Origin of the sequence: Sivoneniella epilithica UHCC 1019 (genome assembly GCF_040830845.1) — a bacterium.
Lineage (GTDB): Bacteria > Cyanobacteriota > Cyanobacteriia > Leptolyngbyales > Leptolyngbyaceae > ULC077BIN1.
In genome coordinates this window covers 75,431-90,765 of record NZ_JBFPDP010000019.1, presented here as the reverse complement: position 1 = coordinate 90,765, position 15,335 = coordinate 75,431, and the positions used below count along the sequence as shown (strand labels likewise).

Sequence of the window (15,335 nt, the reverse complement as noted above, 5' to 3'; positions counted from 1 at the left end):
AAGTTTTGTCTGTGCGCTGTGCTTATCTCAATGGTCAACTCGAATTTTGATTGTTTTTACCACTTTGAGATGCTCCCTTGCTCCTTTCTTACACATTGGGACAGGTTGGCATATCATCTCCAACGAGAAGCCTTGCGAGACTGGGTAATGCCTCACCGTAAGTTGGGTGAATGTGAACCGATTGTTCGAGTACCTGCCACGTGGCTTTCGCTTCCATGAGTGATAAAAAGACATGCACGAGTTCAGCCGTTTCGTATCCAACCAGCGTTGCTCCTAAAATCAAATTCGTCTGGGTGTTGATGACCATGCGGTAGAACCCCAGATCGTGCCCCCATTCAATGCTGCGGGCGATGTGAGCCATCGGCAGGGTGACTTCGCGGGCAGCAATGCCCTGTTTCTGAGCCTGCTCTAGCGTCATGCCCACTCGACCTACTTGTGGTTCTGTATAGACGGCATAGCCTAACACGCGATCGTTGCGGGTTCGCTGTTCACCACACAGAATCGCTTTCAAGCGGCGATAGTCTTCCCAAGAAACATGGGTAAACGCAGGCTGCTTGGCAACATCTCCGATCGCATAAATTCCAGGGCAAGTCGTTTGAAATTGATCGTCGATTTTAATAAACCCCTGTGCATCTAATTCAACGCCTATCACCGGAGCATCTAATGCCCCAGTATTCGGTTTACGTCCAGTCGCAATCAGCAATGCTTCTCCATCCAGTACTTCGCCATTGTTCAGCGTTAGGGTAAACGCCCCGTTGATATGAGCAACCTGTTGAACCGTCGCGTTGAAATGCAGTCCAATTTCGTCTTGTGCAATGGCATCCAAAAGCACAGCACTGACATCGGATTCTTCTTGAGCCAGCAGGCGATCGCCCCGCACAATCAATTCGGTTTGGCTCCCCAACCGCGCCATTCCCTGCCCTAACTCCAAGGCAATATAGCCACCGCCGACCACGAGCAACCGGGGCGGAAGTTGCTGTAAATCAAAGAAATTTCGGTTGGTCAGATACGGCGTTCCAGCTAAACCGGAAATGTCAGGAATGCTGGAGGATGTCCCTGTATTGATGACGACGATCGGAGCCTGCACCGTCACACCGCCTCCGCTCACAGTTCGCTCTCCGGTGAACGCCGCTTCAGCGCAGACGACTTTAACTCCTGCACTCTCTAGTCGTCGCTTAGTACCCTGGTTAAACTGGCTGCGAATACTACGCACCCGCTTCATCACTGCGGGAAAATCGACCTCAACCTGTGCATATACGCCCAGCTTTACAGCTTGTCGAGCGCGACCTGCGGCATGAGCAGCGGCTAAGAAGGCTTTAGAAGGTGTGCAACCATAGTTGATGCAACTGCCGCCCAACGCATCACGCTCAAAGAGAACGACGCTCTTACCTGCTTTGGCAAAGTCAGCCGCGAGTGGAACTCCACCCTGACCGCTGCCAATCACTATGACATCTGCTGTCTCCATAGTTACCTCTGTTGATAAAGTGAACAATTGCATTGCACGAATGTTCTCGCCGCCTGTACTAAAGATAGGGCGTATCCGATAGTCGGGAGATAAGACTGACGCGGCGAGATGGAGATGTGGGAATTTTCATTCATGTTCTGGCTCTCTGCGTTGTCTTTCCGTTCTCCCCCAATGACGAGATGCACTCATGAGTTATTGATCTAACGCAGTGACCTAAACGCCGCGCGGATCTCCTCAGAGAAGATCTGCGGCTGTTCCCACGCCGCAAAGTGACCACCCTTATCAACCTCGTGGAAGTAGATCAGGTTGCGATAGGCGCGCCGGGTCCACGTTTCTGGAGCACGATAGTTCTCCCCCGGAAATACCGTGATGGACACCGGGAGCGAGATTTCGCTGGTCTTCTGCGCGATCGCGTTCAAGATGCTGGTGCTGCCGTTCTCCCAGTACAGGCGAGCTGAGGAGACCGCGCTGTTTGTCAGCCAGTACAGTGTGATATTGTCCAGCACCTCGTCTTTCGTCGGGGACTTTTCGGAATTGCCACCTCTGTCCGTCCACTGCGCGAAGCCGGGATGACCGAGCATCCACGCCGCAAGTCCGATCGGCGAGTCCGTCAGTCCGTACCCGACCGTCTGCGGTCGCGTGCCCATCACCGCAGCGTAGGCCCGTTTCTGCTTATTTAACGTATCGAGTGAGTCGAACGCCGCGCGTTCCTGCTCGGAGAGTTCCGCTGGCGCGGGTCCGCCACTGGCAAGCACCGCAGCCACGTCGGGTGGTACTGTCGCCGGTAAGTTGATGTGGATACCGAGTAATCCTGCGGGTGCCTGACGCGCCATCGCACTGGAGATGGGGGACCCCCAATCGCCGCCCTGAGCAACGTAGCGAGTGTAGCCGAGGCGCTTCATCAGATCCGCCCAGGTTCGCGCGATGCGATCGGGGTTCCAACCAGTGCTCGTTGGCTTCCCGGAGAAGCCGAAGCCAGGAATTGACGGGATGACCAGATCAAAGGCATCCTCCGCACGCCCTCCATATGCAGTCGGGTCGATCAGTGGATCGATGATCTTGAGCTGTTCAAATACTGATCCGGGCCATCCGTGCGTGATGATCAACGGCAACGCGTTCGGATGTTTGGAACGGATGTGGATAAAGTGAATGTCCAGTCCGTCGATGTTCGTTACAAACTGCGGCAAGGCATTCAACTTCGCCTCAGCTTTCCGCCAGTCGTACTCTGTTCCCCAGTAACGGACAAGATCCTGCATTGTCGCCAGTTGCACACCCTGCGACTGATCAGCGACCGTCTCCTTGTCAGACCAACGGGTTGCTGCGATGCGTCTGCGGAGATCATCGATCGCCGCTTGCGGGACGTGGACGCTGAAGGGGCGGATGGCATTGTCTTCAGTCGCGATCGCCCTGTCCGTGACTTGGGTTTGGGTGCTGGTCTGAGCAGGTTGCTGCGCCAGTACGCGGGTGAGCGGTGCTAGAAACACTGTTGCCACAAAGAGCGCGACAAGGAGTCGTGAGAGGAGGACGGCGATTACGGTATGGACTTTGGTTGGGTAATGTACTTTTTTCAAATTGGTCATGGTGTTTCCTCATTGCTGCAAATTGTCCGTTTCACAACTTAGACCCAATACGATTAGTAACTGTCAACTTCGAGGATTGCCTCTGCAAACTCCTGGGGTGCTTCCTGAGGTAGGTTGTGCCCAATACCACCGTTGATGACCCGGTGTGCGTATCTGCCCGAAAATTTCCTGGCGTAGGTACTAGCGTCTGGGTGTGGCGCGCCGTTAGCGTCACCTTCAAGCGTGATGGTGGGCACGGTGATTACTGGAGCTTCGGCAAGACGCTTCTCAAGATCGTCGTACTGTGGTTCGCCTTCAGACAGTCCGAGCCGCCAACGGTAGTTGTGGATGACGATAGCGACGTGATCCGGATTGTCGAAGGACGTTGCGCTGCGATCGAATGTCGTGTCATCGAACTGCCATTGTGGTGAAGCAAGCTTCCAGATGAGCTTGTTGAAATCATGTCGGTATTGGTCGTAGCCCGCGTGCCCCCGCTCCGTCGCAAAATAAAATTGATACCACCATTCCAGTTCAGCCTGCGGCGGCAGCGGCATCCTGTTGATTTCAGGGTTGCCAATTAAATAACCGCTCACGGAAACGAGTGCCTTGCAACGTTCGGGATAGAGTGCCGCAATGATGTTGGCTGTTCGTGCTCCCCAATCAAACCCGCCGAGTATCGCCTTCTCGATCCTGAGACCATCCATTAACGCAATAATATCGACTGCGATCGCCGTCTGTTGCCCATTCCGGAACGTCTCACTTGAAAGAAAGCGCGTCATCCCATAACCGCGCAGATACGGGATGATTACCCGGTACCCCGCCGCCGCTAACAACGGGGCAACATCGATATAGCTATGAATGTCGTAGGGCCATCCATGCAAGAGGATGACCGGACGACCGTTTGCGGAACCAACCTCAGCATATCCAACCTTCAGGACACCAGCATCGATCTGCTTTAGTGAGCCGAATGATGGGGTTGTCCCCAACTTCATCATGGACGGAGCGATTGGTTTTGTTTGGCTCGATTGGGCTTTGGCAGAACCAAATCGACCGAGCTGTGTAGTCGCAATGGTCATGGCTGCAATGCCCAAAAAGTGGCGACGCTGACGGTTGATTTTTTCGGGCATTGATCTTTCTCCAATTGGATTTAACTCAACTTGCTTTAACTCCGCTTATCGAGCAGCATGGCGGTGAGGTGGCGACCGATCGCACCGATATCACCTGCTGCTCCAGTCACGAGAATTAGGCTGCCCTGTATAGATTTCATTGTCATATCATTTACCTTCTTGTCGCTTGTTGCGGAGGTGTATCTGTTTGCGTGATCAACCGAACGTGAACGCGAAAGCTTCCACCCCAGCATCCAGAAACTCGATCTCAAACTGGCGATCGCTGATAGGCTGAGGCTGTCGAACCAGTTGATATAACCGCTGTTCAGTAACCGTGCCTTCGCCTTGCTCATCAACATCAAGTCCGCGAACTGTGACTGCTGGCTGCCCGTCTATGAACATGCGAAACCGCACGGACGTTCCTCGCTCGGCTGGACCCATAACAAGATGAAGGTCGCGGGCGTGGAAGCGGCACGCAACCCGCCCATTGGACTGGTTCAGGGCAATGGCTTGTCTGGCGATCGTCCAATCGCCCGAAAGTGCCCATTGATTACGGTTCAATTGCGCTGGGATGGTATACAAATGAGGCTTGTTTATCACCGCGCTACTGGAAGATGCGAAATTCTCCGTTCTTTCGTAGCCGAGATAGTTTTCCGGCGATTTTAGGCTGTTCCAATCGGCGGCAGCCTCAAAACCGTGAGCCTCGACTTCGACCATTTCCTGACCGACACGATCCGTTCCGGACTCAGACAGGAGTTGTTGAATGACCCGTTCCGATCGCTCGTACTCGCCCTCACCGAATTGATGATGACGAATACGTCCTTGCATGTCGATAAAATAAAGGGCTGGCCAGTAATGATTTCCGAAAGCCTGCCACACCGCATAATCGTTATCCACGGCGATCGGATAGTCAATTCTCATTTCCGTCAAAGCGTGGCGAATATTATCGATATTCTGCTCGAATTCAAACTCCGGCGTATGTATACCAATTACGACGAGTCCTTGATCTCTATACTTCTCAGCCCATGCACGAACATACGGGAGTTGGCGTAACCAATTGATGCAGGTATACGTGCAGAAGTTGATGAGTACGACTTTCCCGCGCAGTTCGTCAACCGTTAATGGCTGTGAATTGAGCCACGCGATCGCGCCGACCAGAGAAGGCAGTTCGCCTTCAATCAGTAACTCAGCCGTTGCCGATGTAGTGTGGTATGTGGTGCAGTCGATCATGCTAAGCTGGGTGGCAGCAATGGTTTTAAGCATGGTTGTTAAAAAGTAGCGGCGATTAGGATTAATTGACACATGCTGGCTCCCTGTAGTTGCGTACAGATAGATACGGTGGACTGAGAAAACCTCAGAGTCGTGGCGATCCCCTCTGGTTTCATTTGGCTCGATTGGGCGATCGCAGAACCGAATTGACCGAGCTGTGTAGTCGCAATGGACATGGTGGGGCGAGTGACAGGTTTGAGTTCTATGTTCGCCCTATCGCTCAATTCAGCAAGAAAGAGGTCGCCCAGAACCCGACCATTTTGACCGCATCATCTGGAAAGAACCGGAAAAACCTCTTCCATATAACGGTTTGCTGCTGCTGCTGCCTCTTCTGGACTGCTGCCATTTTGACGCGCACTCAAATAGGGTGCGTACCAGTCCCACCAGTGATGCTTGGCGTGAGTCTTCTCATAGTGGTCGTGGTGCTCTGCCGTCTCGCGGAGAAGGGTTGCAAGAGTTGCAACGTCTGTTCGTGGAGAGTTCCACAGGCGACCAGGAAACCGCGTTGTGATTTCCTGGAGCAGCCAGAGGTTCCCGTCCGGGTCCTCGAACGAGGCAAAGGAGAAGTAGGAACGACCTTCTGGGTCGCGCCCGCTGACGCGCGGGTTCTCTACAGCATTGTTAAAGGGACCGCCAGCGTAGTGGAAGATCTCGCTCACATTGACACCGCGATCGCTCAAGTCTTTGCGGGCAGCATCAAGGTTGTCCACAGCGAGGACTAGGTTTTGCACTGCGCCAGGATTGTTCGGAGTAACTCCCTTACCGAAGATGATTGAGGCATCCGAGTTAGGTGGTGTCACATGCACGTTGCGGTAACTGTCCTCCGCGATGTCGAGGTCGAGTCGCCAGCCGAGATTCTCGTAGAATGCCTTCGTGCGATCAACATCGACAACGTTGAACACTACGACTTCGAGTTTCATGTTGGGACTGTTTACGGGATTGCTACTCATCTTGTTCTCCTTTAGATTCGTGAGTTGAATATCTACTTCGGTTACGTTTCATTGTTCTGCGATCGCTCAGTGTACACCACTCAAGTTCTTTGAGTTAACACGCGACTCAGATGGGTGTTCTTCTGGACTCTCCACCGCTCATTTCACCGAGGAAAAGGCGGTTGGTGCCAGGAACTCGTTGCTAATGTTCTGCACGAGTTGCCCGTCCTTCGCAGTTTCGGTACTAATCGCAATCCATTCAGGGTCGGCGAGAAATGCGCTCCACCGCTCCTCACGCTCAGCCATGCTCCCCCAGGCAAGCAGGTAGGTGAGCCGCTGATTGCTCTCGCCGATTAACGTTGTCCAAAACCCGGCTTGGCGGATGCCATGTTTCTCCCAAATTTGTAACGTGTGGTTCTGGAAGCGGGAAATCAGGGCGGGTAATCGTCCGGGCATGGCGTGATAAATGCGTAATTCGTAGATCATGCCTGTGTTCCTTTGTGTATAAGGGGTCAGGGGTTAGTGCCCCGCACTCTGTCCACCATCGACATGAAGGATTTCGCCCGTCACGAAGTTGGCAGACTCAAGGTAGAGGATTGCATCGACAACATCGAAGATCTCGCCTATATGACCGAGCGGGTGCATGGCATCAAGCTGGGCATGGGTTTCGACTGGATGCATTGGCGACTTGATGTTACCCAGCGCCACCGCGTTCACCCGGATACCACGTCTGGCATACTCGATCGCCAGTGATTTGGTTGCGGCATTCAGTCCACCCTTGGTCAGCGATGCGAGTACAGAGGGTACGCCCGCAATTGGGTTGTCAACCAGGCTCGTTGAGATTTGCACAATATGACCGCTGCCCTGCTTCTGCATCTCAGCGATCGCGAGTTGTGTCATGTGAAAGAAACCAGCGATATTGGTGCCCAGGTACACTTCGTAGTCATCCTGGGTGTACTCGGTAAATGGCTTGGCGATGAAAATACCAGCGTTGTTAATCAGTGTGTCGATGCGCCCGAAGCGGGTTACGCCTTCAGCGATCGCCCGCTCGGCAGTTTTTCGATCCGCAATGTCGCCAGACACTGTCACGACATCATCATCATCCGATGGCTGAATTGAGCGTGAGATGGCAATCACTCGATAGTTGCGATCGCGGTACGCTTTGACCAGAGCCGCGCCGATACCCTGTGATGCGCCGGTAATCACAGCGACTTTCTGTTCAGTGTTCATAGTAAAACTCCTGTGGAAATCATGTGAATGTGCAGATCATGCGATGGACTAAGCCACTATGCGGTGGGCATGGTCGGTGCTGGTCGCGACGGTTAGCCACGCTTCGATGTCCTCTGCCATTTTTGCGGCATTGTTCTGGTACATGGCGACTGCATCCTTCCCAACAGGCAGATGCAGCGGCGGACGGTCTGTATTGGCGAGTTGAACAATCACCTGAGCAAACTTTTTCGGATCACCGGGCTGATTCCCGTGTAACGCATCGGCTCCGCTCCGCATCGGTCCTACCGTTGCCTGGTAATCATTGATAATGGTTTTACCAGCAGCATAGGATTCAGTGCTGAGGAAGTCGGTCGTAAAAAGACCGGGAGCCACTACTGTGACATGGATACCGAGCGGTGCCAGTTCGATCGCTAGCCCTTTCGAGATCCCTTCGACCGCAAACTTAGTAGACCCATACAAGCCCCAACCCGGAACCGCATCGTAGCCAAACAAAGATGAGATATTGATAATTCGTCCAGACTTTTGCTGGCGCAGGTACGGCAACACGGCACGAGTCACGTTGAGTAAACCAAACACGTTGGTGTCGTACTGTTTACGAACTTCGGCATCCGTGGCTTCTTCGATCGCCGTAACTATGCCATACCCGGCATTATTGACCAAGACATCAACCCGACCGAAACGGGCAATGCCCTGCTTGACCGCTGCTTGTACCTGGTCTTCCTGGATGACATCCATCTGCACCACGTACAGATCTGGGTGATTATCCAGGACTGCGGCAAGTTGTGTGGGCTGACTGCGAACTGTTGCCACGACCTGATCACCCACTGCTAGGGCGGCTCTGGTAATTTCTAACCCAAAGCCTCTGGAGGCTCCGGTAATGAACCATACTTTCTGTGTTTTCATTGTCTGTGTTGGTTTTAGGTGTAGTTTGACGTTAATGTCCTGTTCTAATTAGGGTGTCCAGCCCTGCTGTCTGCCTTTCCTGGTTCGTTTCAAGCGATTCTCCAAAGGAGAGGCTACGCCAACGCGATAGAAACTGTAAAACTCGTTGATTAAACTTTTGTGGATTCTCGATAAACATGAAATGTCCGCCGCCTTCATCCGCTTCAAAGATTTCCAACTCGGAGTTAGGAATGTTTTGATTGATCCAAGCCTGCGATCGCCAGGGAATGATACTTTTCCTGCCGCTAATAATCAGCGTTGGCTTGCGAATTCTGACAATTTGATCACGCCAGTCCATATGAGCATGGTTGTATAGCAGTGTTGCCGCGATCGCTTGTGGACAGAGAAGATTGCACTCCACAATCCACTCAAACTGTTCTTTTGGCATAGCTGGCGTGACCATTGAAACCAGGATGTTTCGAGTCAGTTCTTCAGCGTTGCCGTGTTCTAAAGTGTGTACGATTGTGTTGAGTTGTTCAGCCGCAAATACTGCTCCGGACTCTGCTATTTCTTGAGCATTCCAATACGATTGTGAGACAACCAACGGAGATTGATCAACCAACACCAATTGATCAATTTCATCTAATCCAAATAAGTCGAGATAGCTCCAGATCAGGGAACATCCCATTGAGTGACCCAATAGGTGTGGCTTTTCGAGTTGCAGAGCGATGATCAGTTCCTGGACATCTTGAGCCAAGCGAGAGATTCGATAACCGAACGGTACTTTTTCGGACTCACCATGTCCTCGCAGATCGATCGCGATTACCTGATAATGTTCGGCAAAAGCAGGAATTTGATATTTGAATTGTTCTGCCGATTGCGACCAACCGTGAAGCATCACGATCGGTTGTCCGCTACCTGCGCTGATGTAGCTTAATTGGACACCATCGGACGTTTTGAATGTTTTTCTTTGCATGTTGTCCTTTGCCAGCACAGTTTAAACATCGTTGACAATCAGTGCGTACATTACTGGTAATGGCTTCATCTTCTAATTCCTACCCAAGGACGACCTCCGCTTATGAACGAACGGCGTTCAGCCGATTTCTGGCGGATTCAAATACATCGACTGATCATTGCAAAAGCTTCGCTTGACTTCCCTGGTGAAGTCGTCAGCCAGTACCTCTTCCTTGTTGTCCTCAATGCCAATCAGCGCGGCTTCGGCAACCTGCCGTGGATCGAGCTTCTTCATCTCGAAGCCTTGGGTCATGTCAGTATCCATGAAGCCGACATGCAGACCGAGTACTAATGTCTTCTGGTGCCGCAGATCGATGCGTAAGGCATTGGTAAAGCTCCACGCCGCTGACTTCGAGGCGGAATACGCTGCCAGCATCGGACGCGCAAACCAAGTGGCATCCGACAAAACATTGATGACCGCTCCACCCCCATTCTTGGCAAGAATTGGAGCGAATGCCTGACTGACCAGAATCATGCCATAGTAATTCGTCTCGAAGACTTCGCGCGCGACATCGATCAGGGTTGGATCTAGGGTACTGCTGGTGAGCCGAGCAATCCCCGCGTTGTTGACCAGCACAGTAGTATCGCCGCACTGTGTCACCGCCGTAGCGATCGAGGCAGGATCGGTCACATCGAGTTTGACCTGCACGATACCTGGCGTTTCGGCTTCAGTCGGATTACGCACCCCGGCATAGACTTTTTTAGCCCCGCGCTCAAGTGCCTCGTGCGCGAATGCCAAGCCTAAGCCGCGACTAGCGCCAGAAATAAAGATTACGGAATCTTGAGTTTTCATCTTCAGTTACCTCTAAATAATTGACCACGACTTGCAAACGGCATGGATTATGCTGCTTTCGGCATCAGCGTCCGAATTTTGTTACCGTCCAGGAGCACGAGTCTTCACCTCTTGAAGCAACCAATCATTGCCGTCCGGATCACTGAACGAGGCAAACGAGCTATAGTCACGACGTTTCGGATCGGGTCCACTTATTCGTCCCTCGGTTCCGGCGTGGTGAAATATTCCCCCCACGTCGTGAAACACTTCACTCACCTCGATGCCGCGATCGACAAGTTCGGCGCGGGCTGTCTCAATGTCATAAACAATAAGATGTAGACCCTGAACTGAACCCGGCACGGCTGACGTAACTCCAGTGCCAATGATGATCGAACACTCCGAACCAGGAGGGGTTAACTGCACTACTCGGAAGTCTTCACTGGTAACGAAATCGGCATCTAGCCGCCACCCCAACTTCTCATAGAAGCCCTTGGATCGATCGACATCCGAGACGGGCAATACCAAAACCTCAAGTTTCATAGTTTGACTGTTCATTTTGTTCTCCGTTAGGTTAGTGAGCTTGTTGCCCATCGGTTGTGTTTCATTCTTGAGCGATCGCTCCACCTAAACCACTCAAGTTCATTGAGTAAAAACGCAACTTATTAATAGTTCTGGTTTGGAGGGTAAACGACAGCAGCGCTAGGAGCCTGAACAGACAGGGGTGCTCCAACGATCGCAGTGTCATACCGATGCCCAAGATCTGTCCAGTCTTCAGGCGGCGTTTGACCAATTTTGGGGAAGAATTCGTCGATTCCACCGGGCATGAAGGTGAAGAGCAACCGAGCCACTCCCGGTCCGAGATTCACCCATCCATGTACGCTGTTGCGGGGCACCACAACCGATGTTCCGGGCGCGACCTCAAACTCTTCACCCGCGCAGTGAAACCGAAATCTGCCTTCAAGGACTTCAAAGATCTCCTCCCTATCTTCGTGATAGTGGAGTGGCGGTCCGATGAACGGTGGAACGCGCGCTTCAATAATTGTGAAAGCCCCGCCGACATCTTTGCTGTGTACGCGGACAGCCATCTGCTCGCCCAGCATTGTATCGAACCAATCTAGATTCTCGCCCCGGCTGACAATTGCAACTTTGCTTTGACTGAATTCAGTGCTCATCTTGTTCTTCGTTAGGTTGATGAGCTAGATGCTCACCTTGGCTTCACTTCATTCTTCAACTTGCGCCCCATGCACACCACTCAAGTTCTTTGAGTTAAAACGCGACTTAATCGTTCTGCATGGAAGCAAGCAGCAAGAAGTGAGCCAGAAACCGTTAAAGCTGATATGCTTCAGGTGAAGATAGAGCTATTTGCCGATTGGGCGGCGTTACCGAAACTCTCCGCTAAGGTGTGACCGAAAAAATGCCCGGTATTCTGAGGAAAGACTTGCTCTGTCCTTTACCCCACTTGCTAATCTATGGATTCCAACCCATCAAAATCTGGACGGGGGAGATCTGCTTCTGGGAGAGTTCGAGGAGTTATCCTATCGCCTCAGGGATGGCAAAAGTTTCAGGCGGCAAAACAGCAAGCGGAATCGGATGAAACCTGGGGAAAGCACTTCACCCAGGAAGATTTGAGCGATCGCACTGGACTTTCCCTCAATACCCTTTCCCGCCTTTTTAAGCGCGAACAGGGGGTCGATCGCCAGTCATTGGAGTACCTTTTTCGGGCATTTGGGCTGGAATTAACGCAGGCAGATCTTACCTCCTCAGTTTCAGCGAATGAAGCGTTGGAAACTCGACGAGCAAACTCTCAGCAAGACTGGGATACAGCGGTCGATGCCTCGATTTTTTATGGGCGTGAGGCAGAATTGGTGCAACTGTGGCAGTGGGTTACATCTGATCGCTGTCGTGTAGTCGGGGTGTTGGGAATTGGCGGCATTGGCAAAAGCACGATCGCCGTCAAAGTTGCCCTTCAAATGCAAGCAGAATTTGAGATCGTCGTGTGGCGATCGCTTGCCAACGCACCCCCGCTAGAAGAACTCCTGTCGAGTCTGCTGACGTTTCTGATGCCGCTGTTTGGGGACGATCCCATCATTCCCGCCACGCTTGATCAGCAGCTTTCCAAACTAATGCAATATCTGCGATCACGTCGGTGTTTATTGATTCTGGATAATGCTGAAATCATTTTGCAGCGTGAACAGGCAGGACAATGGCGATCGGGCTACGAAGGATATGGACAGGTGCTCAGAACCATTGGCGAAACGTCCCACCTCAGTTGTTTGTTGCTGACCAGTCGGGAAAAACCACGCGACGTGGCACTGATGGAAGGCGGGCAGGTGCTAGTGCGATCGCTGCTCTTAAGTGGATTATCACCTGATGACGGACGCGCTATCTTTCGGCAAAAAGGAGCGTTCACAGGTTCAGAAGGCGAATGGGAAACCTTGATCCATCATTACGGTGGCAATCCGCTAGCGTTGAAACTGGTGGCAGCCGCCACTCAGGATTTGTTTAACGGCAGCGTTCCAGACGTGTTGACCTATCTTAGTCAGGGAATTTCTGTATTTGAAGATATCCGCGATTTGCTGGATCGCCAGTTTGATCGCCTCTGTGAAGCAGAACAGAAAATATTGTTCTGGTTTGCAATTCTGCGAGAGCCAGTTTCGATCGCAGAGATTCGAGAGAATGTGGTTGATCCTGCTGCTCAACAAAGTGTACCTAATTTGATCAACTCGCTGCTCCGGCGATCTCTAATTGAAAAAAACGACGGGTTATTCTTCTTGCAGCCCGTGGTAATGGAATATGTTATGGAGCAATTCGTACAGCAAATTTGCATCGAATTTGAGACGCAGCAGTTGAACGTTTGGCAAACGCATTCCTTATTGCGAGTACAAGCAAAAGATTACATTCGAGAGGTTCAGATACGCTTAATTATGCAACCTGTGATAGAGCAGCTTCTGTCTCGCTTTAGCAATGTAGCGGCGATCGAGACGCAGGCAAGGCACTTATTGAGGCAGCAGGGGAAGAAACCAGGATACGTGGCAGGCAACTTGATTAACCTGTTGGTGCAGCTTCAAGTCGATTTGCGTGGCTCTGACTTTTCTGGACTTGTAGTGCAACAAGCTGACTTAAGACAGATCGATTTAGCCGGGGTCAATTTTCAGAATGCTGACTTGGCGAAATCTATCTTTTCAGAGGCGCACAGTGTTGCCATGTCGATCGGTTTTAGTCCAGACGGTCAAGCAATCGTAGTCGGCGATTCTAGTGGCAACATTTATCTCTGGAGCATCACGACAACCCAACTCTTAGCCACTTTTGAAGGTCATACAGGCTGGGTCTGGTCGGTTGGCTTTAGTCCCGATGGTAAAACGTTAGCCAGCAGCGGTACTGATCGGTCAGTGCGCGTGTGGGATGTCGAGAGTGGACGATGCTTGCAGGTGCTAACAGACCATACAGGTTGTGTTTGGTCAGTGAGTTTTAGTGGCGATGGTCAGCAGTTAGCCAGCAGCAGTGAAGATCAAACGGTGCGCTTATGGAATTTGCAGGGGCAGTGTCTCCGTATCTTGCAAGGACACACCCAGAGTGTTTATTCTGTCCACTTCGCACCCGATCAGCAAACCTTAGCCAGTAGCAGTAACGATACAACCATTCGGATCTGGGATGTGAGCAATGGAAACTGCCTAAGTGTCTTACAGGAGCATACCAGCGGAGTTCGTTGTGTACGGTACAGCCCTGACGGTCAACGGCTGGCAAGTAGCAGTCACGATGGCTCCATTCGCCTCTGGAATGGGCAGCTTCACTCCAAACCCAGTTCGTCAAATCCCAGTTTCATAAATTCCAGTGTTAAGTTGCTGCATGGGCATACCGATTGGGTTTGGGACATCGCCTTTAGCCCAGATGGTCGTGTGTTAGCCAGTACCGGTCGCGATAGTACGCTGCGCCTTTGGAGCGTTCCAGACGGGCAATCCATCCATGTACTCAAGGGTCATGCGCATGATGTTTACGGGCTTGCCATCAGCGCCGACAGTCAATTATTGGCGAGTGCAGGTCAAGACAATACGGTTCGATTGTGGCATTTGCAGAGTGGTCAAAGCCTCAAAACGTTGCGCGGCTACACGGGTGGAATTCAATCCCTGAGTCTCAGTCCGGATAATCAAATTCTTGCCAGTAGTCGTCAGGATGAAACGATCCAGTTGTGGCGTTTGCAGTTGGATAGCAAGCCACAACTTCACCCCCACAAAACGTTTTCTAGCCCAACCCGTTGGATTTCATCCTTAACCAATTTAAGCTTTAGTCCGGATGGTCAAACTCTGGCAATCAATCGGCATGATGGTTCGATCGCTTTGTGGAATATTCAAACCGGGCACCTCGATCGCTGGTCAGCGCACAACGCGGCCGTGTGGACAGTTTTATTCAGTCCAGGGGGGCAGATTTTGGCAAGCAGTAGTTTCGATCGCACTGTGCGACTGTGGGATGTGCAAACGCATCACTGTTTGCAGGTGTTACGTGGTCATGAGAGCGGTGTCCGAGCGATCGCCTTTGATCCTAGCGGTCAATGGTTGGTAAGCAGTAGTTACGATCACACCGTGCGGCTCTGGGACGTGCAAACCGGAGCGTGCCTGAGGATCTTGCAGGGGCATACGGGAGCCGTGTTCGCCTTGGCATTTGATCCCAGTGGTCAACGATTGGCAAGCGGCAGTCTTGACCAAACTATCCATTTGTGGGATCTCCAAACTGGAGCGGGCTTGCGTGCTTTGCGGGGACACACAGGATTTGTGTGGACACTTGCCGTTAGCCCTGATGGTCGAATCTTAGCAAGTGGCAGTGATGACCAAACCATCCGCTTGTGGGATTTGCAAACGGGACACTGCCTGCAAACATTGGGCGAACACACCAGTTGGGTTCGGTCAGTCATCTTTAGCTCTGACGGTCAAATTTTATTTAGTGGTAGTGACGATCGCACAATAAAACTATGGGATGTGAAGACAGGACGTTGTATCAGCACACTAACGATCGATCGCCTCTATGAAGGCATGAATATTCAAAGCACAACTGGGTTGACAGCCGCTCAAAAAGCCACACTGAAAACATTAGGAGCAGTTGAACATTAAGGCAATT

Annotated in this window: 15 protein-coding genes and 1 pseudogene; 2 read left to right on the top strand and 14 right to left on the bottom strand. The window is 51.9% G+C overall.

Annotated elements, in window-relative coordinates; genetic code table 11:
- Positions 1 to 88 precede the first annotated feature (88 nt).
- From AB3R30_RS13625 to AB3R30_RS13605, 5 genes and pseudogenes are all read right to left on the bottom strand, one after another.
- Positions 89 to 1,465 (bottom strand): dihydrolipoyl dehydrogenase family protein, encoded by a 1,377-nt coding sequence (locus AB3R30_RS13625; RefSeq protein ID WP_458649737.1) that lies wholly within the window; start codon positions 1,463 to 1,465, stop codon positions 89 to 91.
- A 200-nt stretch (positions 1,466 to 1,665) separates the two neighbouring features.
- Positions 1,666 to 3,045, bottom strand: coding sequence for an epoxide hydrolase family protein (locus AB3R30_RS13620; RefSeq protein ID WP_458649736.1), 1,380 nt, complete (start codon positions 3,043 to 3,045; stop codon positions 1,666 to 1,668).
- A 53-nt stretch (positions 3,046 to 3,098) separates the two neighbouring features.
- Positions 3,099 to 4,151 (bottom strand): alpha/beta fold hydrolase, encoded by a 1,053-nt coding sequence (locus AB3R30_RS13615; RefSeq protein ID WP_458649735.1) that lies wholly within the window; start codon positions 4,149 to 4,151, stop codon positions 3,099 to 3,101.
- A 195-nt stretch (positions 4,152 to 4,346) separates the two neighbouring features.
- Positions 4,347 to 4,958 carry a hypothetical protein gene (locus AB3R30_RS13610; RefSeq protein ID WP_458649739.1) on the bottom strand — a complete coding sequence of 204 codons (612 nt, stop codon included), beginning with the start codon at positions 4,956 to 4,958 and terminating at the stop codon, positions 4,347 to 4,349.
- Positions 4,959 to 4,976: 18 nt separating this feature from the next.
- Positions 4,977 to 5,216, bottom strand: a pseudogene (locus AB3R30_RS13605) (thioredoxin domain-containing protein); the annotation flags it as partial.
- Between AB3R30_RS13605 and AB3R30_RS13600 the strand changes: the two are divergent.
- Positions 5,215 to 5,409, top strand: a complete 195-nt coding sequence (locus AB3R30_RS13600) for a hypothetical protein (RefSeq protein WP_458649741.1) — start codon at positions 5,215 to 5,217, stop codon at positions 5,407 to 5,409. The pseudogene AB3R30_RS13605 and the gene AB3R30_RS13600 overlap by 2 nt on opposite strands.
- Here the strand turns inward: AB3R30_RS13600 and AB3R30_RS13595 are convergent.
- From AB3R30_RS13595 to AB3R30_RS13555, 9 genes are all read right to left on the bottom strand, one after another.
- A complete protein-coding gene (locus AB3R30_RS13595) occupies positions 5,399 to 5,575 on the bottom strand; it encodes a hypothetical protein (protein ID WP_458649734.1) in 177 nt (58 codons plus the stop codon). The genes AB3R30_RS13600 and AB3R30_RS13595 overlap by 11 nt on opposite strands.
- Positions 5,576 to 5,668: 93 nt before the next feature.
- Positions 5,669 to 6,349: a VOC family protein gene (locus AB3R30_RS13590; RefSeq protein ID WP_458649733.1), complete on the bottom strand. Its 681-nt coding sequence runs from the start codon at positions 6,347 to 6,349 to the stop codon at positions 5,669 to 5,671.
- 138 nt (positions 6,350 to 6,487) lie between these two features.
- A complete protein-coding gene (locus AB3R30_RS13585) occupies positions 6,488 to 6,814 on the bottom strand; it encodes an NIPSNAP family protein (RefSeq protein WP_458649732.1) in 327 nt (108 codons plus the stop codon).
- A gap of 33 nt (positions 6,815 to 6,847) precedes the next feature.
- The gene (locus AB3R30_RS13580) at positions 6,848 to 7,558 is read right to left on the bottom strand and encodes an SDR family NAD(P)-dependent oxidoreductase (protein WP_458649731.1); all 711 of its coding nucleotides are present in this window, start codon (positions 7,556 to 7,558) and stop codon (positions 6,848 to 6,850) included.
- A gap of 48 nt (positions 7,559 to 7,606) precedes the next feature.
- Complete coding sequence (locus AB3R30_RS13575) at positions 7,607 to 8,461, bottom strand: oxidoreductase (RefSeq protein WP_458649730.1); 855 nt, start codon at positions 8,459 to 8,461, stop codon at positions 7,607 to 7,609.
- A 31-nt stretch (positions 8,462 to 8,492) separates the two neighbouring features.
- Entirely contained in the window at positions 8,493 to 9,416 is a 924-nt protein-coding gene (locus tag AB3R30_RS13570; RefSeq protein WP_458649729.1) for an alpha/beta fold hydrolase, read from the bottom strand.
- Between the two features lie 117 nt (positions 9,417 to 9,533).
- Positions 9,534 to 10,247, bottom strand: a complete 714-nt coding sequence (locus AB3R30_RS13565; protein ID WP_458649728.1) for an SDR family oxidoreductase — start codon at positions 10,245 to 10,247, stop codon at positions 9,534 to 9,536.
- Positions 10,248 to 10,328: 81 nt separating this feature from the next.
- Positions 10,329 to 10,781, bottom strand: coding sequence for a VOC family protein (locus tag AB3R30_RS13560; RefSeq protein WP_458649727.1), 453 nt, complete (start codon positions 10,779 to 10,781; stop codon positions 10,329 to 10,331).
- A 107-nt stretch (positions 10,782 to 10,888) separates the two neighbouring features.
- Positions 10,889 to 11,398 carry a cupin domain-containing protein gene (locus AB3R30_RS13555; protein WP_458649726.1) on the bottom strand — a complete coding sequence of 170 codons (510 nt, stop codon included), beginning with the start codon at positions 11,396 to 11,398 and terminating at the stop codon, positions 10,889 to 10,891.
- A gap of 297 nt (positions 11,399 to 11,695) precedes the next feature.
- Here AB3R30_RS13555 and AB3R30_RS13550 point away from each other — a divergent pair, with 297 nt between their 5' ends.
- Positions 11,696 to 15,328 carry a WD40 domain-containing protein gene (locus AB3R30_RS13550; protein WP_458649725.1) on the top strand — a complete coding sequence of 1,211 codons (3,633 nt, stop codon included), beginning with the start codon at positions 11,696 to 11,698 and terminating at the stop codon, positions 15,326 to 15,328.
- Positions 15,329 to 15,335: the final 7 nt, after the last annotated feature.

Coding starts and splice junctions, on each gene's coding strand:
- AB3R30_RS13625 (WP_458649737.1), bottom strand. CDS start 1,465: ATGGAGACAGCAGATGTCATAGTGATTGGCAGCGGTCAGGGTGGAGTT.
- AB3R30_RS13620 (WP_458649736.1), bottom strand. CDS start 3,045: ATGACCAATTTGAAAAAAGTACATTACCCAACCAAAGTCCATACCGTA.
- AB3R30_RS13615 (WP_458649735.1), bottom strand. CDS start 4,151: ATGCCCGAAAAAATCAACCGTCAGCGTCGCCACTTTTTGGGCATTGCA.
- AB3R30_RS13610 (WP_458649739.1), bottom strand. CDS start 4,958: ATGCAAGGACGTATTCGTCATCATCAATTCGGTGAGGGCGAGTACGAG.
- AB3R30_RS13600 (WP_458649741.1), top strand. CDS start 5,215: ATGAGTACGACTTTCCCGCGCAGTTCGTCAACCGTTAATGGCTGTGAA.
- AB3R30_RS13595 (WP_458649734.1), bottom strand. CDS start 5,575: ATGTCCATTGCGACTACACAGCTCGGTCAATTCGGTTCTGCGATCGCC.
- AB3R30_RS13590 (WP_458649733.1), bottom strand. CDS start 6,349: ATGAGTAGCAATCCCGTAAACAGTCCCAACATGAAACTCGAAGTCGTA.
- AB3R30_RS13585 (WP_458649732.1), bottom strand. CDS start 6,814: ATGATCTACGAATTACGCATTTATCACGCCATGCCCGGACGATTACCC.
- AB3R30_RS13580 (WP_458649731.1), bottom strand. CDS start 7,558: ATGAACACTGAACAGAAAGTCGCTGTGATTACCGGCGCATCACAGGGT.
- AB3R30_RS13575 (WP_458649730.1), bottom strand. CDS start 8,461: ATGAAAACACAGAAAGTATGGTTCATTACCGGAGCCTCCAGAGGCTTT.
- AB3R30_RS13570 (WP_458649729.1), bottom strand. CDS start 9,416: ATGCAAAGAAAAACATTCAAAACGTCCGATGGTGTCCAATTAAGCTAC.
- AB3R30_RS13565 (WP_458649728.1), bottom strand. CDS start 10,247: ATGAAAACTCAAGATTCCGTAATCTTTATTTCTGGCGCTAGTCGCGGC.
- AB3R30_RS13560 (WP_458649727.1), bottom strand. CDS start 10,781: ATGAACAGTCAAACTATGAAACTTGAGGTTTTGGTATTGCCCGTCTCG.
- AB3R30_RS13555 (WP_458649726.1), bottom strand. CDS start 11,398: ATGAGCACTGAATTCAGTCAAAGCAAAGTTGCAATTGTCAGCCGGGGC.
- AB3R30_RS13550 (WP_458649725.1), top strand. CDS start 11,696: ATGGATTCCAACCCATCAAAATCTGGACGGGGGAGATCTGCTTCTGGG.